The following is a 22,005-nucleotide window of genomic DNA, read 5'->3' on the forward strand; positions in this document are numbered from 1 at the left end:
CCAGATCGCTCCTGGAGACCGGCGGGTTCAGGCCGCGACTACACCCTGGATCCTGAAGAGCCCCAAATCTCCAGCCGGGCATCGCCGGTTGCAACGATTGAAGTCGCGTAGCCGCAGCCACACAAACGGGCGGTCTCGATTCTCAAACAAAGCCAGTGACGGGCCAGCACTGCGACGGCTCTGCGGCAGTCGAAAGACGCTATCGAACTATACTTTTCCTGCCCGTGAACAAAAAATTCGAACTGCTATCGAGTTGTAGAGTCTCCACTGATGTCACTGGGACCTACGGCGGGACGGAATGTTTTAATGTCTAGCAGTTTTCATCCGGGTTGCTCCAACCCCTCGTGGATTGTCGACACCGAAATATCCCAACACGGAAATGTGGTAAAGCGTACGAGTTGACACAATGTCTGCGACCATGGAAAGGACAATGGCCCGGGTAGCGGTTCTGGTGGTTCCCCGCGGGTTACTTCTGGAAGAAATGGGACTCGTCCGTGGGTGCCAGCCTCGGATGACTGGCCGGCGATTCCGGACTAGAAGCCGAAAACAGCTCCTGGTCTCAGGCGTCGATGATGTCGTCCCATCCGGCTGCCGACTGGTCTGTCAGGTCCGGTTTTCCCCCCACCCCCAGAGGTTCGGGCAACAAAGAGACGGTCGCCTCGGCCGAAGCAGACGATACCCGTCTACTTCGTAATCCAAACTGACTTGCCCGGCACGCGATGCGCGGTGACGTTCTTGGAGAACCTCTGCACGTACTCGGAGCCCACGGCGTGCTCGTCCTCTGTCGGCCAGCCCCAGGCTGTGTCGCGCCCGGCCGCGACCCATGCCTTGCCGATACCCCAATATTCTTCGATCGAGAACGTGCCGTACTGGGTTGTCGTGACCACCCGAGTCGTACGGCCCGCGTTGTTGAAGACCTGGTACGCCCCGCCGGAGAATCGCACAGCGTCGGTGCTCGGGAGTCCATAGCCCCGATCCTCCTTGCCGAGGCCAACGAATTTCTTGCCTATAGCGCTAGAGGTCTCAACCGCATGCGTACCGGTGCTGGACGAGGAGTAGATCGAGGTGGCCTTGCCATTGCGGAAGAACCTCTGCATGATTCCAGAATTCGTGGCCACCGCTACCTGTGGACCCTCGGGGTAACCCAGTATGGGGGCGCCACCCATGGCGGCATACTTGGCACCGATGGCACCCGAGGTATTTACGGCATCCAGACGCAACTTGACCACGTCGTTACCCGTTGTCACCCACAGTGCCCCGGTTGAGTCGAAAGACATGTGCTTGTGCGCTTTGGCCAATACACGTCCGTGCTGCCCGGTTGCAATGTCCAGGACCGTTACCGTGCCCCAGGCAAGATGTGCCAATCTGGTGGTACCCGGAATGCGGACGAGTTCCACGTTCTGCCACGCGGGCCGTTCCGACCGTCCCTCATCGAGGACAAAGGTGCGCATGACGCGGCCATCCGAGGCCCGCAGTTCGACAACGGTGTCAAGGGTGCCGACGTAGAGGAAGCTGCCCATCAGTACCGGGCCGTAATTCTCGGATGTCCCGGGCAGTGCCCGGCGCCAGCGAACCGCCCCGGTGCGGGCCTCCGCTGCGAAGACCACGGAGGCGCCCTCGTAATCGTCCGCACCGTACCCGGCCCGTGCAGACGTGCAGCCATAAACGATGTCGCCCGCGGCGGCGAGGCCCACGATCGACAGCTCCGGCACGATCTTGTTGTAGACCGTCACCTTTCCGGTGGAGCGCTCAATGGTCCCCAATGCCCCGCCCCGATACCCGGGCTCCGGCACGGTTCCGAACACCACGTGTGATGTGGTGACCGCCCATCCGAAGGGTCGCGATTGACGGTGCGACGGTCCCAGCCTTGCAAGAGTGCGGTAGGAAGCGGAGTCGGTGACACCGCGGTTTGTCCGGTGTTCCACGATCACGCTGGAGATGCAAGAACCGACGTAGAGCTTCTCGCCGTCGACGACCATCCCCTCGATCTGTTCGATGCCGGAGGCAGGCGCAGAGTGCGCAAACGCCCCCGTGGCCAGGTTCGTGGAACACAGTCCGTCACCGCGGTAGCCGCCCGAAAAGAGCGTGTTTGTGCGCGGATCAATGACCATCGATTGCGTCATGAGCGGGACGGGAACCACTCGGTAGCCCACGCTCCCAGCGGACGCCCCGGTCGTGGTGATCTTCGTTGCCCTCAGCACGGACGGCGCCTCGGTGAACAAGTACAGGTGTGAGCCGGCTATTCCGAGGTGTACGAGAGATTTTTCCGAGACGGTGGCCACGTTCTCGGCCTTCATGGCCGCGTCGCCCGGGCGCATCCGCCGCAGGACACCCCAGGCGTTGACATAGACGTAGCCGGCGGCGTCCGTCTTGGATACGGAGCGTCCGACGAAGGAGGTCGGGGACGGCGCCCAGGTTTGCGCCACGGTGTCGTAGACCGAGAGGATCTCTTTGCCGGCTCTGTCGTTGTGCCAGACGAAGACCTTACGCCCTCGGGCAGCCGTGCGTGCAACGATGGAATTGGTCCCGATACCGGGGATGCCCACGCGTTTCGGCGTGGAGGGGACATCGACGTCGAAACGGAACAGATTCGGATCCGCGGTCCCGGTACCCGCCCAGATGGTCTTCCCGTCCGGGGATATGGAGAGGCCCCGCGCGTAGTGGTTGCCGGTTCCCAGTCGCGGCGTACGGGTGATTTCCTTGCCGCTGGCCGGGTCGAGGCACACCACGACGCCAGTCGGATAGGTCCCGGCCCACAGCCGCCCCTTGTAGTCGAGCTGGAAGTCGTACAAGTCCGTGATCCCGCCCTGGACGGTCGCGAGCTGGCGGATCGTCCTGCCGGTCACGGACACATGCATCAACGACTTGCCGGAGGAGAAGTAGAGGTTTCCTTTACCGTCGTGAACGAAGTTGCCGGCAGCCTTTGCAGGCGTCGATGCTTTGTAGTGGAGCGTCCCCGTGTCGGCGTTGAAGATCTGGACCGTGTCCAACCCGTCCCCGGCGTTGAAGGTGACCACGAATTTGCTCTGTCCCACCGCGACCACACCGATGCCAGCGGACGAGGTCAGAGTGAAGCTGCGGAAGATGTTCCGATAGCGACCCACCTCGGTTCCGGACATCCCCAGCTTCGCGACCGGCGCTTCCGTCCCCAGCACCACGGCGGCCGTGGCGGAGGCCGGGGTTCCCACGAGCGGCATCACTGCTGCCGCCGATCCGAGAGCCGCGACGGCCGAGAAGAGGCCGCGCCGGGAGACCCCGGCGGGCACGGAAACGTTTTGATGATGGTGCATGCGACTCTCCCGCTTCACTGTGGTTCCCAGATCCGACGAATCGCCCGATTCGCCTGCGCCCGGTGATTGGGGGGGGTGGACGCATAGGGATGAGGGACACCACTCCATGACTGTCCTGAATTCTACGGCGACAGTAGGGAGGAATCGGGATGGTCACCGATCGAGCGGCGCCGCGTGCGGCCCCCGAAATCCCGGGCCCCACGCACTCACGGTGCCGCTAATCATGATGTCGCAAGGCCATCCACAACATGCCCTCGTGAACACAACCATGGGCGCGTCCCCTAAACTGAGGGCGAACAGCTCAGTGCGAGCCCGGCGGGCCGTACCCGTCCCGACAAGGTGGTTGTTATGCCCTCGATCATGCCGACCCACATTACGGGGTCGGAGGCCATGTGCAGGGTCAGCCGGGCACTGGCCCACCCCACCACCTGAAACCCTCCATGAACGAATTCCCAACCACGACCGTGACCCTCGCGGCGCTCGAGAGCACCCGCCTCGGATACCTCACCCCCGACACACCCCACCGCTTCGATGTGATCGGCAAGCAGTCCGTGCTGCCGTTCCTCGTGGTCCCTCGGGCAGGAGCGGATAGGGTGCTCGTGCTCAGCAATGGCGCGGTCGACCACCACATAGCCCAAGGTCACCCGGTGTTCCAACGCTCCAGTTGGTGGCAGGAGATCGAGCACCACCAGGTCTACTTCTGCGATCCCGGGACCCTGGGCGAGGACCGCCTCTCTCTGGCGTGGGGGCAACTCAGCAGGCAGCACTGGGTCGCTTACGATGCGGCGCGCGCCGCCCAGGCGCTGTCCGCCCTGCTCGGTGTGCGGGAGCCGGCTCGGCGGGTCTACTACGGTTCCTCGGCCGGCGGCTTCATGGCACTGACGCTGCTGGCCGGGGACGCCGGGGCCGCGGCGGTCATCAACAATGCCCAGTTCGACTGGACGCGCTGGATGGCTACGGGACTCAACCCGCTGCGGGAAGCTCGGTTCGACAACATGCTCCCCAACCGGCTGCGGCGGGCGCATCCGGTGCGCACCAACGCGCTGAATCTGCTCGCCAAACGCGGCAAGCCCGTCAGCATCGACTACTACGTCAACCTCGCGTCCAAGCACGACCGCGAAGTCGACCACCCCATGTTCATCGACTTCGTCCAATCCCACCCACGGCTGACACGCAACGTCAGGATCTTCCCGTACGAGGATCCGGCGGCGGAGCACAATCCGATGCCCAAGGAGCAGACCCTGGAGATCCTCAATCACACCCCGAGACTGGACTGACCCCTCACCCCCCACCCCCTAAGGAAGTTCACGTGCCACGGCTCACCCCCTATCCCCGCGGCTTCGTCCTCAGCCGCCATGCTCCCCCCGAGCGCTCAGTGCCCGGCAATTTCCACTCCCTCGAGGTGGCCGGCGGTTGGCACTTCTCCTTCGACCCTCTGCGCACGCCTACAGTGTGCGTCGACGAGGTGACCGGTCGATTCGTCCTGACCCACGGCACCTGTTTCCCCGTGGGCGAGGAGTCGGTCGTCGACGTCTCGGCCTGGCTGCTGCGGAAACTGCTACAGAGCGAGGACACGTTCCTGAACGGCCTCGACCTGTTGGCCGGGCGCCACGTCGTCGTCGCGGGCGACGCGACGCAGGCCTCGGTGTATCAGGACGCCGCGGGTGCTCGTTCCGTCTACTACTCCCCCGGGGCCGGACTGGTTTCCTCCCACGCCCATCTCATCCACGACCTGGTGCCGCACGAGCCGACGCTCGCCACCCTGAGGCCCACCGGGGCGGCCAATACCTGGGATCTGTCACCGTGGGCGGGCATCCGGGCGCTGGTGCCCAATCACCGCCTCGTGCTGGGCACGTGGGAGGTCGAGCGCTTCTTTCCACGGCAGCCGAACCGGTACGCCGGGTGGTCCACCCGGCGGAAGCTGTCTGCGATCGAGGCGATGTGGCAGCGTGAGCTGGACGCGTTCACAACGGCATTCGAGGACGTCGTCGTGTCGGTCACCGGTGGTTCCGACAGCCGGGTGGTGCTGGCCATGGCCCGCCGGCACCTGCAGGTGGTACACGGCTTCACCTATACCCCCGGGAAAAACGTCAGGAGCCGCCGGAGCAAACGGCTGGCGCAGGACGAAAGAATTGTGGGCGAGCTGCGGGACCTGCTGCCCCTGGACCACCGGTTCTTCTCCCGGGATGACACCGGCGTCACGTCCAGCCCCGAACTGTCCCAACTAATGAGCCGTAACTCAATCCTCGAGCACGGGCGCTGGCTCATCCACCACTACAACCGGGCGTTCCCCGGCGACGACGTGATGCACATGCGCGGCAACGCCTTCGAGATCGGCCGTGCCTTCCGTGATCCCCGGCCGCACAACGACACGATCGAGGATATCCGCGTGCATTACGCGCAGCGGGCCAGCGTTATCGCCACGGATTCGGGCACGCCTGCGCTGAATGTCGAGCAGCACGCCTACTTCGACGGGGCCGTGCAACGTCTGGGCTACCACGAGGACCTCCACGGGTACCACCGACTCGACCTCTTCCATTGGGAGTTCCGCGTGGGACGGTGGTTGTCCGAGGTGCTCAACGAGACCGACATCAGCTTCGACACGTTCCTGCCCGTCAGCGTACGGGCGATCTTCGAGCTGCTGCTCTCCTTCGACGTGGCGGATCGGCGGGATGGCTTCGCCTACACTGAGTTGATCGACCGCAATTTCCCGTTATTGAACTTCTTCGGGAAGAACGACGACCGGAATCTCTACCAGCAGGTACGGGACGAAAAGCGGTCTGATCTCCGGCGGAAGGAACGCGTCAACGCCTGGCTCGAGCGAGGCCTGCGTCTGTCCGGATTGCCCGGCACACCGGACGAGGAACCGGTGTTCCAGCCAGCGCCGGGACCAAACCACCTCCTCCTGCCCTCCGACCAGTTTGTTGAGGGCTACAGCGCCACCCGGGTCATCGGTCACGCCCCGGTGGACGGCTCCCTGCAGTTCCGGTTCCGCTCCCCCTATGCGTTCAAGCGTTCGCTGGGCCGATTCGAGTACCGACTGATGGTCTCGGGACAGACTCTGCTCCGCACCGACGGCGCCGCCTGGCCGTACGACTCTTGGGTGACCGTGCACAATCTGCGGGCCGAGGACACGATCGAGGTGCAAGTTGTGGCGCTCCGGACGATGTCCAAGGAGTCGTGGAGCCGGGCGACCCACGCAGGGATCCTCGATCTTTCCTACACACCGATGGCCCCGGAAGAAGCGCCGCGGGCGGTCTCAAGCAATCCCTATGCCGAGACGAGCCCCTGGACGAAGCATGTAGCCGCTACGCGCGACGAAACCGCGTCGGACTCGGCCGCCATGTCCGCAACGGGTACCATGAACTGAGGACCGCCCCCCAAACAGCCTACAGTTTCCCCGACAAGGTGGTTGTTGTGCCCTCAATCATGCCGATCTACAGAACGCAGCCTGAGACCATCAAGAGAGCTCCGATCGTGCAGTCGGCGTGGGGGATCCGCGGACTCCATCCTGAACCGCTGGCTAATCCAAACGAACTCCTGAGCAGAACACGAAATCTCGATGTGAGAGAACAGACCATCGATGCATGTCAGGGAGCGCGCAGCCCGGTTCGGCAAAGTGCATTGACTAAGTGCCATCCGAAAGTAGCCCGTACCTTCTGCACCCCCGGGCCGCCGGAATAGTTAGGTACCCCTCGACAGAGCGAGGCGGACGGTCGCGGGTCACTGTCTCGCATCTGCAGTTGGGCTTTTGGGTCACCGCATGTTAGCAGCGTCCGGCTCACCCCCCCCGGGGAATCATGGCGGTTTTGAGGACGCATGATCAATCACGATGAATACCCCTATTTAGCAGGCGAAGGAGAAGACAATGACAATCGCAGTAATGGGCTGCCTGCCGACCATGCCCGAGGCATTTCCCCTGGAGTACCCCGAGAATGCTGGAAACATGATCCATGGACGCGCACCCTTCGCAATGTTCGATGACTGTGTCTTCTATCAGGATACCCGTTTCCGGCTCAGCGGATACACGAAGTTTGCCGAATTCGCCAATGCCTGTTGTAGCCACCTTGTGGTCACTATCGCGAATCTGCTATTGATCGGGGACACGGACGGGTCCAAGTATGCGAGCTTTCAGCACTTCCTGGAGTCCATCGATATCCCCATCGTCGTATTCGGTCTCGGAGCGCAGTCGAAAACCCACGACCTCCAGAACGCGTCCATGCCATCCGAGGCCGTCGCCTTGATGCAGTATCTCGGCAAGCGTTGCGAGGTCGTGGGTGTCCGGGGCCCTTTCACCAAGGAGGTCTTCAGGCATTTCGCCGAGGTCACCAATGTCTACGTCACCGGCTGCCCATCGTTCTTCCAACGCCCCGAGAAGTTCACCGACCTCCGCGAGGCAGTGCGATCCGGGAAACTTGGTCGCCCTTCCTACTCCGGGACTGTCCTGCACCGGGAGGATGAAACTGAAATGCTGATCGACGCGATTGAGCAGGACACCTTCCTCGTGGAACCGGTCAACAAGTTCAATCACGCCTTCCACCTCGCCTGTTCCAGAGGGGACACGGAGCCCGAGATTCCGTGGTATCTGCGCAAGCACGTCGGACCTGATAAGCGCCTCTCCCGCCGGACAGTGTCGGAGTACTACCGCGCCAACTATCGGCTTTTCCGCCACACCCAAGAGTGGTACGCCTTCAACACCGAGTGCGTGTCCTATACCTACGGAACTCGTTTCCACGTGAATATGGCATCCATCCTCTCCGGCGTCCCCGCCGTGTGGGTCACCCACGACTCACGGACCGATGAACTCACCGACTTCCTCCACCTGCCAAGTGTTCCTTTGGAGACTGCCACTCGAATGACCACCGCCGACTACCCCTCGCTCTTCTCCCAGTACGAGGAGCTATTCGATAACCTGAGTGATTTGTATGCCAATTTCAACGAATACCTGAGCATCTTTGAACTTCCCACTCTTACTCTGAAGTTTTGACGGATTCCATGTCAAAGGTGCCTGTAGATTTCTGTGAGCGCTTTTCGCTGGCCGAGGAGTGTGTCCTCACGCTGGGGTATCCTGTTACCTCCGTCGAGCTGTATACGGTAGTAAGCGCTCCCGTAGCGGCCAGCGAGTATGCCATCACCGTCGAGTGTTTCGACGAGGACGGCGACCCGGTGGATCTCGGTTCCTCGCTCCGGCGATCAGAGAAGCTGGGACTGCCGATCATCATCCACCCGCAGGCGGAATCAAGTAGCCTCGCCTTCCTGGGAAACTTGGCCTCTGGGCAGGCATTCGAACGGGTTCGGCTCCAGTCAGCGCGATGGCGGGACGGTGGCGAGGCCCTCCACACACGGGTTCTGGCGGTACTTGTCTCATCGACCCGAGCTCTGCCCGGTGCCGAATCCGCTCCCGTCGATGCCCACTTTGCGGCAATTAGGAAGAAATGACTCGGTTGCACGAAGCACAGGTATCCGTCGTCATCGGCTTTAGGGACTGGGGGACGCGTCGGCTCGGACTCGTAATTACCCAGCTCTTTGAGGCCTTTGGTGAGCTGAGAGGGGAGGTGGTCGTCTCCGACTACGGATCAGCGGATCCAGCGAGCAATCGGCAGGTCTGCGAGACCGCCGGGGCTCGATGGGTCTATACGGACATAGACGGCCCGTGGTCCCGGTCGCGGGCACTCAATACGGGCTTCGCCCACTGCAGCGGTGATGTCGTGATCTGCACCGACGCCGACATGCTGTTCACCCCGAGCTCCATCGAAAAGCTGTATGAGCTGATCGCAGCGAATCCCAGCGTCACGGCACTGCTCGAGTGCCGCGATCTCCCGCCCAGCATTACGGAGGAGATGCTTGAGTCCTCCGGGCCGGACTGGCGCCTGTTCGAAGGTCTCTCGCGACTGCGCGGACGATGGGGCATGGGCGGGATGATCGCTGTCTCCCGGACGACGCTCGAGAAGGTGCGCGGCCTCGACGAGAGGATGCACACCTACGGCTGCGAGGACATCGACTTCGGGGAGCGGACGCAACGCGCCGGCAATCGTCTTATGTGGGTGGAGGATCCGGCAATCCGGATGTACCACCTCTGGCACCCCTCGCCCGATCGTTCCAACCAGCTGAGTAAAGCCTTCCAGGAAGCCATTTCGCACAACCGAAACATTCTGTACAACGACGCATCGGTCGTACGCAATCTCACTAACTGGAAAGGGCAGAGCTACGCAAAACGGCCTTCCGTCACCGTCGCCGTCGCTACTCGTGACCGCTCGTCCCTTCTTAGGGAGACCGTGTACTCCGTACTTGCCCAGTCGATGCAGGACTTTGAGATCGTCGTGGTGGACGACGGCGGAACAGACGACACGCGGGAAATCCTGGAGGCTTTCGAAGACCCGCGGATTAGGTACTTTCGACAAGAATGCCAAGGCATCTCCGCCGCCAGGAACCGCATCACGAAAGAAGCACGGGGACACTTCATCGCCGTCATAGACGACGACGACTTGATGCCTCCGCTCAGACTGGAGCAGCAGATCGGAGCGGTCACGGAGGGGGTCGGTTTGGTCTACGGCTCCTTCGTGAACTTCGACGATGCGTCAGGAGACATGAAGTTGTTCAGCGAACAGGACATTACGTTTGGCACGGCCCTACAAAAGGGTGGAGCGCCGGGCCATTCGACCTGGTTGGTAGACAAGCGCGTGTTCGACGAGTTCGCGTACGACGAGTCCATCAGCAGCGGCGAGGACAACGAGCTGTTTCTGCGGCTGATGCGGGCTGGTGTGGTCATGGCGCACTGCGGACACATCGTCGCTATGCGCCGTCTCCACCTCCGCCAAGTGACGAAGACCGACAACGCTTACCACGAAGCTCAGGCGAGGATGAACTTAGTGTATCTCGCGTTCGGAATTCCGTCGGAAACACGGCACACCTTGCGCGCAGATGCCGGGAAGAAACCCTGGATCGACGTGCTGCAGGGGGCCAAACTCCACGATGTATGCGGGGCGTGGCTTCCCGACCATCTCGTGTGCCGTCGGGGACTTGTCTGGGCATCTCGCGAGGACATATGTCAGGTGCTTGACGAAGGTCGTATAGTCCCCAGCGCCGTGACGTACAGGAGCGCGAACAACCAGCCTTGGGGGTCCCTCAGCCTGGTCGAGTCCCTGAGCTATGCGGACATGGCTCGCTTGCGCATCGCCGGCCATGCGTTCGATGTACTCGAACACTGGCCGGCCGATGGCGTCGATCCGGCGGCGGCAAGTCGTGATCTCCTCGCCTATGTCGGCGGCCCACCCCTTCACGGTTCCGAGCCTGTCCTGGCAGCCACAGGGCCTCTGGGCCCAATACTCGAGACGGTCCCTGATCTGGTCGATTGCTTCCAGCTACGGGACGCTCGCTCCGACGACGATATTGTCACCGTGGTGGCTGAGGGGTCTGCACTGGAGACCTACGTTCGGAACGCGCTAGACATCATCACCACCGCCGCCGGCGACGTGTCGGTCTTCAACATGCCGAGCCGTGATGAGGCACTGAAACTCATCAGGACAGCTGTTAAGGAGTCCTTGTGAGAGTAGAGCGCGTACACGACGAGTCCGGTCGAATGGGTTTGCATTTCACCCCGTCCGGTTATGACGGTCGTTGGTTCATTCCCCAGCTGACTACCGATCTGAGTCAGTCCGTCGTCTCCCCCGATCGTGCTCTCGTTGCAGCGGTGCTCCTCCACGGGGGGATCGGGGCAACTGCCTTCCACCTGGACCACCCGGTGTCCGTCACAACCGTCACCGCGGTCGCCCGGTTTCTGGCGCCGGATTTCGCCGACGTCTCGCCGATCTCCTACCAGCAGCAACCGTTCCCTCCCGGACCTACCAAGATGCATCTCTATGACGGGCTTCCTCGCAGTTGGGGTGCCTCATCGACGGGTGACAGGGGCGAGTGGGACGTCCATCTGGTTACCGCCGAGGCCTCAGCGGGATCGTTCATGACGAGCAACCGCATTCTGCTCGCCACCAATGCACCTCATTGTTCGTCCGGAAAGGATCCAGCCCGGGCCTTGCTCGCAGCGGCGGTCGTGATTGCCGAGGAGCTGGGAGTCGGCGTCATTGAGCCCCACTTCCCCTGCGAAGTGGAGCGCTATCGGGAGCTGCTTGTATCCACCGGACTTGCGCTGGTGACACCGGGGCTCCGGGCGTCCGAGTCCGCAGGCTGAGGGTGGTCGAGCGTACATGAGCACACCGGTCCGATAGTGGGACTGCCGCTTCTTCCAATCCCGGGTTAGTGAACCGAAGACTTTTCATATGAAGAAGAGGAAAACGATGACGATGAGGATCACGGTTCTGGGGACGGGGTATTTGGGGGCCACGCACGCGGGGGCGATGGCGGAGCTCCACTTCGAGGTGCTGGGGGTGGACGTGGACCCGGCCAAGGCGACAGCGCTGTCCGCTGGAAAGCTGCCGGTCCACGAGCCGGGTCTTCCCGAGCGGATGCACGCTCATATGGGGAGTGGACGGTTGCGGTGGGCTACCCCTTACGCCGGGACCGAGGTCGTGGGGAACGAGTACTTTGTTGGGAGCGTACAACCCGTAGCGAATCGCCATGCTCGCACCGGGGATGCGCTACGTGGACGTCGTCGCGGCCTCGATTATGACGGCAGCTACAAAGAACCACGTGATCGCGGGCAACTCCAACAACCCGGTCGGCTCCGCCCGCTGGCCAGCCGACCCCCCCCCCCGCAAGTGGCCGCGCCAGCCATCCTCGGCAGCCTCAACCTGCTGCGCCTCCTCCGGCCTTTTACCGATGCCGGCTGACACTACCGCGACCTGGACCATTTGGACGTCTGGTGACTGATCCCGGTCTGATACCTCCTAAGCATCCCCGTCTCTCCCTCCCCATCCGCACCCCCAGGAGATCTTTCGTGGCCCCCCATTTGCCTACCGACGATATAAAACCTGACTTGTCGGTCATCATCCCTTTCCGCAACCGTGAGCTTCGCCGGTTGGAAGTTGCCATCCGGACTGCCGCTGAGTCGGCCGGATCGCTCGCAACTGAGATCATCGTCTCCGACTTTGGCTCTACAGATATCGAGTCGATCCGATCTCTTTGCGAACGAACAGGCGCAAGGCTGGTGCATACCTCCTCTCCCCGTTGGAGTCGCTCCAGCTGCCTTAACCGTGGCATAGAGGCCGCTCGCGGTCAGCTCATCCAGTGCGACGACGCCGACATGATCTGGTACCCGGGGGCGTTGGAGCGACACGCCACGGCCATGCTGGCCGACCCCAGTTACATTCTCAACTATCAGGTCTGGGACCTGCCTGAGCACTGGACGTCCCTCGTGCTGGAGGAGAACTGCTTCGACTGGGACCGAATGCTCGCCGACGCGGAGATCCACTCCCGATGGGGGCACGGACTCCTGCTGATGCCCCGTAATGCGTACCGCCGGGTCGGCGGCTACGACGAGCGAATGCACACCTACGGTGTGGAGGACCTAGATCTCACCAAGCGGCTCCGCGCCGCCGGATACCCCCAGGTGTGGGCAGGCACGAGCGAGGACTATCTCTTCCACATCTTCCACCCCAAGACTTCCGTCCAAGCAAAGACGGATCCCAAGGTGAAGAAAATCGTAGACCGCAACCGGTCCTACTACCGTAACGATCCCTCAGTGGTGCGAAACATCCTTACCGGGGGCGCCGGTGCTTCCGCCCCACTTGTGTCGGTGGTCATCAGCACCCACAACCGCGCCCAATACCTTCGGGAATCGATCTTCTCGGCGCTGTACCAGACGGTCCAGGATCTTGAGGTCGTCGTGGTGGACGATGGTTCCACGGACCATACTCGGGAGATTGTCGAGTCGATCGGGGACGCCCGTGTCCGGTACTTCTACCAGGAACAGGCTGGCATCTCGGCCGCCCGCAACAGGGGCGCCCGGGAGTCTCGAGGGCATTACACGGCCGTATTGGACGACGACGATCTCATGTTGCCTGATCGGTTGGAGATCCAGCTGGCCGCCATCGGATCGGGCGTGCACGGGTGCGTCGGAAACTTCGTCAATTTCGACGACGCGACGGGGGAACTGGCCACGTGGTCCGATGCCGAACCCTCCCTCACGGGGGCTTACCCAAAGGGCGGTTTCGCGGGCCATCCGACCTGGGTGATCGAAACGAAGATTTTACGGCGCCTCGGATACGACGAGTCGTTCACTAGTTCGGTGGACAATAATATCGCACTACGAGCGCTGCGCGCCGGCGTCCAGTTCACCCACTGCGATCGCATCGTCACCCTCCGACGTCGTCACGCGGGCCAGGTGACGGAGACCGACGGGTCCTTCCAGAAGTTAGGATCGCTTCTAACTCGATCCTGGTTCCGTACCGGTGTTAGTCCGACGAGAAAGGAGGAGATTGTCAAGCGAGCCCAGGCTTCCAAATCTAACACTGTAAAGACCGACTTGGAGAACCCACAGCTCCTCGCCTACCTCCCGGACCATCTGGTCGATCGAACGGTCACAGTCTCAACCATCTCCTCCCGGAACGCCCTGGCGCTGCTCTCGGACAGCCGGGTGTCGTCCGCCGTCGCCGTCTACGGAGATCACGACGAACTCTTGTCCGCTTCAGGCACCTTCCGTCGCGCCACCTGGACGGATTTGACGCAATTTCGACGGGACGGATTTGAGATCAAACTCGAGACGGCCGCTCGTCGATCTTCGCCCGCGGCAGAGACGGACTTCGTCCGCTCAGGAGGTGTGGACAGCACGGAGATCACGGGGGACATCACAGCCGCCGTGCAGCGAATCCGCGAGGCCATATGCGCTGAGCTTCCGCTCGACGCACTGTTGGTCGAGCTGCCGGCGGACGCGGATGCCGACACCACCATGAGCTTCCGGCGTACCTTGGCCACGCCTTCCGGGCGCACAGCGCTCGCGTATACACCGTTCACCGATCCCCTGGTCGCGCTCTCCTACCTCGCCTCGACGACCCGAGTCGGAGTCCTGCTCAACCGCTCCGGCCCTCTCGATACCGCCACACTGCTCACCCTCGTGAACCAGTTGAGCCCCGCAGCGAAAGGCAATCAGTGAAAGTTGTTCACAACGTTGACCTGTTCGACCGTCATGTCTTGGCCGCTGTTCCGGGTGAATACGATGCAACGCCGGCGGCACCACTGCTTAGTCTGGACAGTTGGCCGGATGAGTTGACATCGTCTCGTTACGCGCTCGCCATGGGCGTGTGCTACCTCGCCGACACCAGCGGGGTTCTGGAAGTCGAAGGAAAATTCACCCCCGCTACTGCGGAACGTCTGCAGGACATCTACCCCCATCGGCCCATCAGCCCAGCACCTGTCCACTTCGCACCCGCCGATGTACCGCATTCCCAACTGCGGTCCCGGGTCACCACCCGCATGAAAATGGATTCGCCCGTCGCGTGCGACAACACCCTGCACATCCTGCGCGCCGACCACTTCATTGGACGGATGGCCTCCACACGTCACCTCTGGATTTCCAGCAACGCCATGTGGTCCAGCACCGATGAGCGTACCTGTGATGACTTCCACCGTCTGTTGAGTGTGATGTTGTTGTTTAGCCACGATCTCAACACCCGGGTCTTCGTCCTTGACGAAGATGTCGTCCCGATGAATCTCGATCTCGCACCCTACAACCGGATACTCCGCACCGTCGGACTTTCCGTCGAGAGGAGCACCGCATGACAACCATGATCAATCGCACAATTTATGGGTACACCCTCCGAGCCGAGGAGAAGCACAACGCCGTCGTCGTGCAAGCGAGCTTCGACGACCCGGTCCAGCAACTGACTCTTGAGGTTGGGGGTTTCCCCAAGGATCTCACCCGCACAGAGTACGTGGTCACGGTCACGTCTCCGGGGGTGCCGGAGTCAAGCATGAACTGGAGCTACTCAACAGGGCTGAAAACTTGCTTCCGATACCTTCCCCCCGCCAATCAGTCGAGACTCTCGATAGTCCCGACCCTGTTGCTGACGGAGCCGGCCCAAAAGTTCGAGTTCCGGATCATCGGACATGCTGCTCCGCGGGCACCCGTGGTGCATTTCCTGCGCACCCTTGCTGTGACCTCGCCCGCCGTGCCTCGTTTGGAAGCACGCATGCTTTTCTGGGCTTAGAACGCCGGGGCCAACAACGTCGCGGAGCACACGGATGGGTCACTACGTTCCGAATAGATCGTCCAACTCGCCAGCGAGCTCGTCACATGGATGCAGCCCATGGCATTAAGCGGCCACGATGCGAAGATATGGGAGCCTAAACTGCTTAGCGCCCGGTCGTTCGAGGTCGCCTCGCCCCTTGTGCGCCGATGCCGGCACAAGGTCCTCCATCTCGCCCAGCACACTCCGGAAGCTCGAACCGTTCTGACCGGTTTCAACCGGCTCGGTACCACCATCGTGCAGACCTGACCCAGGCAACTACACCGTCCCTGGGTGTACTGACCGAAGACGTTGGTCAATCGTGAGAAGGGCGGCTGGTTGCCGCAGGCCGGGGGGGACGGTGCTGGTTGTAGTAGTGCAGCCACCCGTCGAATCCGCCCCGGCGCTCAGCCTCCCAGGTGCAACACCGGGCGTAGGCCCAACCGTCGGCCAGAGTGCGGTGGAAGCGCTCAATTTTGCCGTGGTCTGCGGCCGATACGGCCTGGTGCGTTTATGCTTGATCCTTAGCTCGGTGCAGGTGTCGCGCCACAGGTGTGAGCAGTAGGCGCCACCGGTGTCGTACAGGACTCGCTCGACCGTCACACCGCGGTCTCTGAACCCCGCGACCGCGCGCACCAGGACCCCGTCGCGGCGAGGGTGGTTTCATCGTGGTGGATGTCGGCGTAGACGAGGCGGGAGTAGTCGTCGATGACGGTGCGGACGTAGGCCTTGCCCATCAACGGATCGCTGTACTTATTCCGGGGCTTGTCGTACGTGGCGGCTCAGTTCTTCTCAGCTTGCCGGCGTCCTACGTAGCGCCAGCCCCCCCGCCATCGGAAATGTTGGGACTGCTGCGCGGATAGGTGACACCGAACCTGGCTGGCCGACGTGGGTCGGCCTGGAAGGATGATCACCGTGCCCAAGCCCTACCCTCAAGAGTTCCGTGAGACGTCGTGCGTGCCCGTGAAGCGGGCGTTACCCTCGCGCAGATCGCGAAGGACTTCGGCGTCCACGAGATGATGCTCCACCCGTGGATCCGCCAAGCTGGCATCGACGACGGCAGCCGCCCCGGCCGCAGCCGTGAGGAGCCGACGGAAATGCGTGATGCGAGGAAGCGGATCCGCCTGCTCGAGCAGGAGAACGAGGTCCTCCGCCGCGCAGCCGTCTATCTCTCCCGGGCGAATCTGCGGGGAAAAGGCTCTTCCCCCGCAAGCGGGAGGTGCCTCCACCGCTCGTGAGCGAGCTCGCCGCCGATGGAATCCCCGTCGCCGCGGTGTCCCTGCGGGTCCTCAAAGCTCTCGCGCCAGCCCTATTACCGCTGGCGGAACCAGCAAGTCACGGAGGCCGAGCTCACCGGGGCCTACCTCGTCAACGCCCTGCTCGACGCCCACCGCGACGACCCGGCGTTCGGCTACCGGTTCCTCGCAGATGAAGCCGCCATCGCTGGCGAAGTGATGAGCCAACGAGCAGCGTGAAAGATCTGTCGGGACAACCAGTGGTTCTCCGTGTTCGGGAAGAAGCGCGGTAAGAACGGTAAGTGCCCCGGGCCACCGGTCCACGACGACCTGGTCCGGCGCGACGTCACCGCCGATGACGTAGCCATCAAGGACGCGTTTTCCGGTCGTATCCTCGGCTACTCCATAGACTCCCGGAGGAAGGCTCGCCTGGCGGTGAACGCCCTGGACAGCGCAGTATCTCGACGTGGTGACGCGGCCGGCTGCATAGTGTATTCCGAGCGCGGATCCCAGTTCAGATCACGAAAATTCGTCCACGCATTGAACCGCCATCACCTCTTCGGATCGATGGGCCAGGTCGGTGCCCCCGGCGAGAACGCCGCGATGGAATCCTTCTTCGCTCTGCTGCAGAAGAACGTCCTGGACCGACGCCGCTGGTGGACCCGAGAAGAACTCCGAATCGCGATCATCACCTGGATTGAGTGGACCTATCATCGACGCCGTCGACAGGCCCGCCTGGGCCGATTGACCCCCGAGACCACCATGAACCCAGCCGTGAGCCTCGCGGCCTAACATCCCGACTGTCACCTCAACGCGCATCAGTCCCCCACCCTCGGTTCGAGACTGGACCCTTAACACCTAAGGGGGCACCCTGTTGATCTTCGCATGATGGCATTTCACCGCACCGGAGCAAAGCTTTGAAGCCATACAACTATAACAAACCGCGGGACGTTACCCGATGAGTTCATGCCTCACGAAAAAAAGTTGTTGTGAAGAGCTGGTTGCCGAACCCGTCGTTCACGCTGACCTCGACATCGCTCCAGTCAGGAATTAAAGACAGGACCAATCGGCTGCCGAGTAGGGCGGAGGTCTCTTTGACCGTGTGCTCGCCTGCGCGCACTCGGTAGCGGAACATCAACGCCTTGGACTTCGCCGGTATCCCGTGGACGACCGGACACAACGACCCGCTGTCGCCCGCGCCCCAGTCCAGGGCCCGGGCGACGGCCGCCTCACGTCCCTGCCCCCAGAAGGGGAACGCGCTGATGTCCTTCTCGGAAGTCAGTCCGAGATCCTCCAGTGTGCCGACCGTCTGCCGCAGGGTCCCGCCCTCCGCCCACAGTGCCCCTAAAAGCTCACCGATGTGTGCCGGGGTGGGCGGCACATGGCCCTCGCCCAGGTTGCGAATCCAGAAGACGTGCTCGGGCCCCGCTTCATAGAGATTGCGACGGACCGGAGAGGCTCCGTATGCGCGCATGAGTGGTGCCAGGTGAGCCTCCACATGCCAGTCGTTCCAGTTCTGCAGTACCAGCATGCGACGCGGCCGGTGACCCATGCGTACATGAGCCATGATTGAATGCTGCACTCCGGCTCGTTCCAACGCGCCTGCCCATCCGCGTGGATGGTCAGCTGGCTCGCCGGTAGCCACCAGTTGTGGGAACGCCTGTTCGAGGTATGGCCTGACGAGCGGGGGCGAGTACTCCAGAAAATCCGTCTGTGGGTTCCAGACGAGGACCGAGGCGTCGTCGCCGAGAAGATGACCGTAATACAGGGCGGCGAAACCGCCGGCCGAGCCCCCGACCAGCCACAGGTGCTTGCCGGTCCGCTCAGCGATCGTCCGCAGTGCCTGCAGAATTGCATCTTGAAACTGCCCGTCCTGGTATCCCGCATACCAGCCGATATTTAGATCCGGGGAGAGCGCCAAGGACGTGTCGGCTACGGCCACGAACGGACCGTCCAGTTCACGACCGAGGTTCATGCCCGAGAAGAACGGTGGCTTGCGCTCCCCTCGTTTGGATACCGCGCCATTGAAGGTGACGAGGATGTAGTCCTGGTTGCTTCCCAGGACGTCATTCTTGAAGAGGAGGTCCATGTGGTGCGTGGGAAGACCGACGCGATGGATCCCGTCGGCCCATCTCGGAGCGGAGAAGAATTCGTCAGTGCCGGACCACTCGTGCAGGTCCGCCTTGAAATATGAGTAGTCGAATTCTTCGAGCATGGATTTTCTCCTCACACCGTGTAACCGGTCGTCTTCGTTGCCACCACACGGTCCCCTAATCGAACGAAGACCTTAACCCGCACTCGTTCGTCATCGAGCTGCACTTCACCGATGTGAGTGCGGGAATACGGCACGGCGTGCACACGGTCATTGCCTTTGAGGAAGTAGTACGCAACCGCGGCGTCGGGCCCGTGGGTATACCGGGCGTTCGTCGCATACTTGATTGCGCCCGACTCAAGTCGTCGGGCCGTTACGGTGAGTTCCGCCGGCAACAGCTCAGTACCCGTGGTGGTGCCCACAGACGACGGCTGTGGGCATTGTCCAATGAAGTCGACGCCGCGAGTCGTCACGAACCGGCTATGCTCGAGCTGGACATATGCATCCTTATCGGAGACGGATAAGTTGCGGCCTCGTCGGACGTAGCCGAAACTCGGTTGGTTGCCGCGCACCCGGGTCAGGGTGGTTCCCATGCGTCGGAAGGTTTCGGCACGCCCGGTATCGAAAGTCTCCGGGAGAGACCATACGGATTGCTGCCAGGGGTCGAACACCGCGCCGCCTCGGTGGGCAAAGAACTTGTTACCGCTCATGCAGCGGATGAAGTCGACGTCACGAACCAGATGACCGTCCGGATCCGCCCGAATCAGGTAGCAGCGTTCGAGGCCCACCGCCAGGACCTCGGTCGGGTCGGTCGATCGATCTAAGAGATCGGTGGCCACCCCCAGGACATTGCGGATGTGCCACGGCGCGAACACGTCGTCGTCATCGATGCCCATCCGCACCACCAGATCGTATCCGGCGAGATGCACGTTCTCGTGGGCTCGGCGGGACATGGCCTCGCGGCGAGGCCATTGTTTGTTGGGCGCCATTGCCATGTCCACGTGCGAGGTGGAGAGATGTCCGTAGCCGCCGGTGGGATGGGTATAGATGAATACGCTCACCCGCAGACCCGCTGGCGCCCCCACCGCCGCGACTTCTGCCTCGATCCGGCGGGCGATGTGCAGCTTGTCCGAGGAGACGTAAACGGTGTGGAGGACGTCCACCCCGTCCGGTATGTCCTGGGCGAGGATGCTGCGGAGGGTGGAACGGTAGCGATGGAAGTATTCCTCAATGCGCCCAGTCACCGTCTCTACGTCACAGAACACCGTCTCGATCGTCACCAGGGTGGAGGTGTGGGCGGGAGAGGCCGGCGACATGGGATCGGTTGTGGAAATCAGGGTCATGCCGCTGTCACCATCCTGGCGTTGATCGTCTTCGTCTCATCCCGGGAGAACACGCGAATACGGCACGATTCCGTGTCCGGGGTGTGGAACGTGCGAGACGCACGTCGGCTGTAGGGCGCCCGTTCGACGGAGCCATCCGACCGCACGAGGTAGAACGCGTAAAATGGCCCGCCACCTCTGACGACAGCCCGTACCAAGCCGCGTTCCGTGCGGGATACGGTGACCTCCATCCCGGTGTTGTCCTGGGCGTGTTCGACGACTGAAACCGTGTGATCCCGTGCCAGTAGCGCGGACGGGATCACGTCTTCGACCCGTCCGTGCAATGCATCAGGCGTCATGCGGGAGCCGAGCACGTCAACCGCTGCCTCGTCCCACGGGCCGATCAGAGTCGGGAAGAAACACGAGGGTCCCTGCCCGGTGACGGCCACCTGATCCACGGGCGCAGCTTTCCGCCATCCCGTGGACGTCCAACCCGCCAGGGGACCCTTCACGCCGCGTCGAATTTCCGTTGTGCCACCGCTCAAGGTAGTCACGTGAATGCTCTTGTCCTGGTGGCGCAGAATGAAACCCGTGCTCAGACGCTGGGCGCGCACGTCGCGGCCGCAGTTCCAACGCTGTTCCACCGCGGTGGCGTCCGGCGCTGCCACCGAGTCGAGAACGAGAAGCTGCCGCCGGGCTTTGAGATAAATGACCCGCCGATGGATCCCGACGTCGCTATACCCGGGGTCTCCGAAGCTCAGGTCCACGTACTCACCGGTCTCCACGCGGTCCAGCAAGGGGACCTCGGTATCTTTTCGATACGTTCTTCCAGGCATTACGACGGCATTGTGGCTTTCCCTGCCCACCACGTAGTCCCGCATGGGGCTTTTTCCGTAGTAGTACTTGCCGGAGTCATCGATCCACTGCACACCGTCGGTAGCAAAGGTCACCGATCCACCGTCGCGGTGGCCGTGGACTTTGTCCTGTCTGCCCCATACCGCGGTGACGAACGTCTCGTCCTCATACGGGCGTTCTTCTCCCCAACCGCTGCGAAGGAAGGCGTAGCCGGCGTCGTAAATAGCGGTGGTCGAATCGGGCTTGATTCCCTCTCGCCCTTGAGTGACCACGAAACGAGTGAGCGGGTGGTTGATCCTGCGGGGATTGCCGCCGTCGGTGTCCCCGATCCGGGCAAATCGTCCCAACGGACTCGTCGCGTGGGCCAACAGCTGCGGTGCCAGGTCGAGTCGATGCGAGAGTTCCGGGCGGGGAATCCCCTCCAGATCCAGGCGTCTCAGAGCATCGTTCCACCACTCGTAGTTTTGCAGGTGGTAGCCGAGAGAACCCTCTTCATTCGCGCCCTGTTCGTCGTAGGCCGCCGCGAGCTGGTCCAAGAGCCGCTCGAGCGCGAGTTCGGTCACCTCAGGATCTTCCAATACCACGCCCAGTACGAACAGCCCCACATGTTGGTGGAATCCGTGATTACCCCGTTTGAGATGGGAGGGTTCGGATAGCCAGGCCACATGGTCGTGGAGAGAGCTCAGGAGCCACTCCTGCTCCCCCACCACCGTGAGACCGTGACATAGTTCCATGGATCGAATGCCGTCGCTCATGTCAATCCACGACCACCGCGTCTGTCCCGCGCCCGGTGGGTTGGTGGTGATCCACGAATGCGCCAAGAATTCCCACCGTTGCGCCGCCTCGACATCTCCGCGGTTGGCGGCGCGCCGGAGCGGATCCAGCCACCGCAGCATGTGGTACTGGAACTGCCAGTTGTTGTCCTGAAAAGGGTTTTCCCGCCAGGTGGGTTCTTCCGGGAGCGACCACGCTTTGTGCGGCGCCATGGTGAGACGGCCCGCCTTGAGATCGTTGACCTTGGCGTCCTCATCGGCTGATGGACGGAAGTGGGTGCCCAGCGCCTGTCGCCGAGCCGCGTCGAGGTTCACCATGCGG

The 22,005-nt window shown here is 62.4% G+C and carries 14 protein-coding genes and 2 pseudogenes; 11 read left to right on the forward strand and 5 right to left on the reverse strand.

The features are described 5' to 3' along the window. Positions 1–683 precede the first annotated feature (683 nt). Entirely contained in the window at positions 684–3,290 is a 2,607-nt protein-coding gene (locus FS770_RS12065; protein WP_186366781.1) for an LGFP repeat-containing protein, read from the reverse strand. 440 nt (positions 3,291–3,730) lie between these two features. Here FS770_RS12065 and FS770_RS12070 point away from each other — a divergent pair, with 440 nt between their 5' ends. The 10 genes from FS770_RS12070 (at position 3,731) to FS770_RS12115 (ending at position 15,388) form a co-directional block, all read left to right on the forward strand. After that, complete coding sequence (locus FS770_RS12070; protein ID WP_145012200.1) at positions 3,731–4,567, forward strand: prolyl oligopeptidase family serine peptidase; 837 nt, start codon at positions 3,731–3,733, stop codon at positions 4,565–4,567. A 32-nt stretch (positions 4,568–4,599) separates the two neighbouring features. Further along, a complete protein-coding gene (locus FS770_RS12075; protein WP_145012203.1) occupies positions 4,600–6,660 on the forward strand; it encodes a hypothetical protein in 2,061 nt (686 codons plus the stop codon). A 498-nt stretch (positions 6,661–7,158) separates the two neighbouring features. Next, positions 7,159–8,277 (forward strand): polysaccharide pyruvyl transferase family protein, encoded by a 1,119-nt coding sequence (locus FS770_RS12080; RefSeq protein WP_145012206.1) that lies wholly within the window; start codon positions 7,159–7,161, stop codon positions 8,275–8,277. Beyond that, on the forward strand, positions 8,274–8,729 hold the full coding sequence (locus tag FS770_RS12085) for a hypothetical protein (protein ID WP_145012209.1): 456 nt from the start codon (positions 8,274–8,276) through the stop codon (positions 8,727–8,729). The genes FS770_RS12080 and FS770_RS12085 overlap by 4 nt, the downstream gene beginning before the upstream one ends. A gap of 5 nt (positions 8,730–8,734) precedes the next feature. Beyond that, the gene (locus tag FS770_RS12090; protein ID WP_186366782.1) at positions 8,735–10,837 is read left to right on the forward strand and encodes a glycosyltransferase; all 2,103 of its coding nucleotides are present in this window, start codon (positions 8,735–8,737) and stop codon (positions 10,835–10,837) included. Then, complete coding sequence (locus FS770_RS12095) at positions 10,834–11,475, forward strand: hypothetical protein (protein ID WP_145012215.1); 642 nt, start codon at positions 10,834–10,836, stop codon at positions 11,473–11,475. Before FS770_RS12090 ends, FS770_RS12095 begins: the two co-directional genes overlap by 4 nt. A 166-nt stretch (positions 11,476–11,641) precedes the next feature. Next, the gene (locus FS770_RS14260; protein ID WP_342353665.1) at positions 11,642–12,073 is read left to right on the forward strand and encodes a hypothetical protein; all 432 of its coding nucleotides are present in this window, start codon (positions 11,642–11,644) and stop codon (positions 12,071–12,073) included. Between the two features lie 146 nt (positions 12,074–12,219). Next, on the forward strand, positions 12,220–14,334 hold the full coding sequence (locus FS770_RS12105) for a glycosyltransferase (protein ID WP_145012218.1): 2,115 nt from the start codon (positions 12,220–12,222) through the stop codon (positions 14,332–14,334). Then, positions 14,331–14,960, forward strand: coding sequence for a hypothetical protein (locus FS770_RS12110; protein WP_145012221.1), 630 nt, complete (start codon positions 14,331–14,333; stop codon positions 14,958–14,960). Before FS770_RS12105 ends, FS770_RS12110 begins: the two co-directional genes overlap by 4 nt. Next, positions 14,957–15,388 carry a hypothetical protein gene (locus FS770_RS12115; protein ID WP_145012224.1) on the forward strand — a complete coding sequence of 144 codons (432 nt, stop codon included), beginning with the start codon at positions 14,957–14,959 and terminating at the stop codon, positions 15,386–15,388. Before FS770_RS12110 ends, FS770_RS12115 begins: the two co-directional genes overlap by 4 nt. Before the next feature lie 314 nt (positions 15,389–15,702). Here the strand turns inward: FS770_RS12115 and FS770_RS12125 are convergent. Next, positions 15,703–16,233, reverse strand: a pseudogene (locus FS770_RS12125) (DDE-type integrase/transposase/recombinase); the annotation flags it as partial. 88 nt (positions 16,234–16,321) lie between these two features. On the opposite strand from FS770_RS12125, the pseudogene FS770_RS12130 reads away from it, so the two are divergent. After that, positions 16,322–17,433, forward strand: a pseudogene (locus FS770_RS12130) (transposase). Between the two features lie 172 nt (positions 17,434–17,605). On the opposite strand, the gene FS770_RS12135 reads toward FS770_RS12130, so the two are convergent. From FS770_RS12135 to FS770_RS12145, 3 genes are read right to left on the reverse strand one after another with little or no spacing between them, the layout of a single operon-like run. Further along, on the reverse strand, positions 17,606–18,856 hold the full coding sequence (locus FS770_RS12135; RefSeq protein ID WP_145012230.1) for a hypothetical protein: 1,251 nt from the start codon (positions 18,854–18,856) through the stop codon (positions 17,606–17,608). An 11-nt stretch (positions 18,857–18,867) separates the two neighbouring features. Then, complete coding sequence (locus tag FS770_RS12140) at positions 18,868–20,076, reverse strand: hypothetical protein (protein WP_145012233.1); 1,209 nt, start codon at positions 20,074–20,076, stop codon at positions 18,868–18,870. Next, on the reverse strand, positions 20,073–22,001 hold the full coding sequence (locus tag FS770_RS12145) for a heparinase II/III domain-containing protein (RefSeq protein ID WP_145012236.1): 1,929 nt from the start codon (positions 21,999–22,001) through the stop codon (positions 20,073–20,075). Before FS770_RS12145 ends, FS770_RS12140 begins: the two co-directional genes overlap by 4 nt. Positions 22,002–22,005 lie beyond the last annotated feature (4 nt).

The organism is Kocuria salsicia (assembly GCF_007681555.1).
GTDB lineage: Bacteria > Actinomycetota > Actinomycetes > Actinomycetales > Micrococcaceae > Kocuria > Kocuria salsicia.

Bases quoted from the DNA above. Each gene is read 5' to 3' on its own strand.
- FS770_RS12065 (WP_186366781.1), bottom strand. From the start codon at position 3,290: ATGCACCATCATCAAAACGTTTCCGTGCCCGCCGGGGTCTCCCGGCGC.
- FS770_RS12070 (WP_145012200.1), top strand. From the start codon at position 3,731: ATGAACGAATTCCCAACCACGACCGTGACCCTCGCGGCGCTCGAGAGC.
- FS770_RS12080 (WP_145012206.1), top strand. From the start codon at position 7,159: ATGACAATCGCAGTAATGGGCTGCCTGCCGACCATGCCCGAGGCATTT.
- FS770_RS14260 (WP_342353665.1), top strand. From the start codon at position 11,642: ATGGCGGAGCTCCACTTCGAGGTGCTGGGGGTGGACGTGGACCCGGCC.
- FS770_RS12115 (WP_145012224.1), top strand. From the start codon at position 14,957: ATGACAACCATGATCAATCGCACAATTTATGGGTACACCCTCCGAGCC.
- FS770_RS12135 (WP_145012230.1), bottom strand. From the start codon at position 18,856: ATGCTCGAAGAATTCGACTACTCATATTTCAAGGCGGACCTGCACGAG.
- FS770_RS12140 (WP_145012233.1), bottom strand. From the start codon at position 20,076: ATGACCCTGATTTCCACAACCGATCCCATGTCGCCGGCCTCTCCCGCC.
- FS770_RS12145 (WP_145012236.1), bottom strand. From the start codon at position 22,001: ATGGTGAACCTCGACGCGGCTCGGCGACAGGCGCTGGGCACCCACTTC.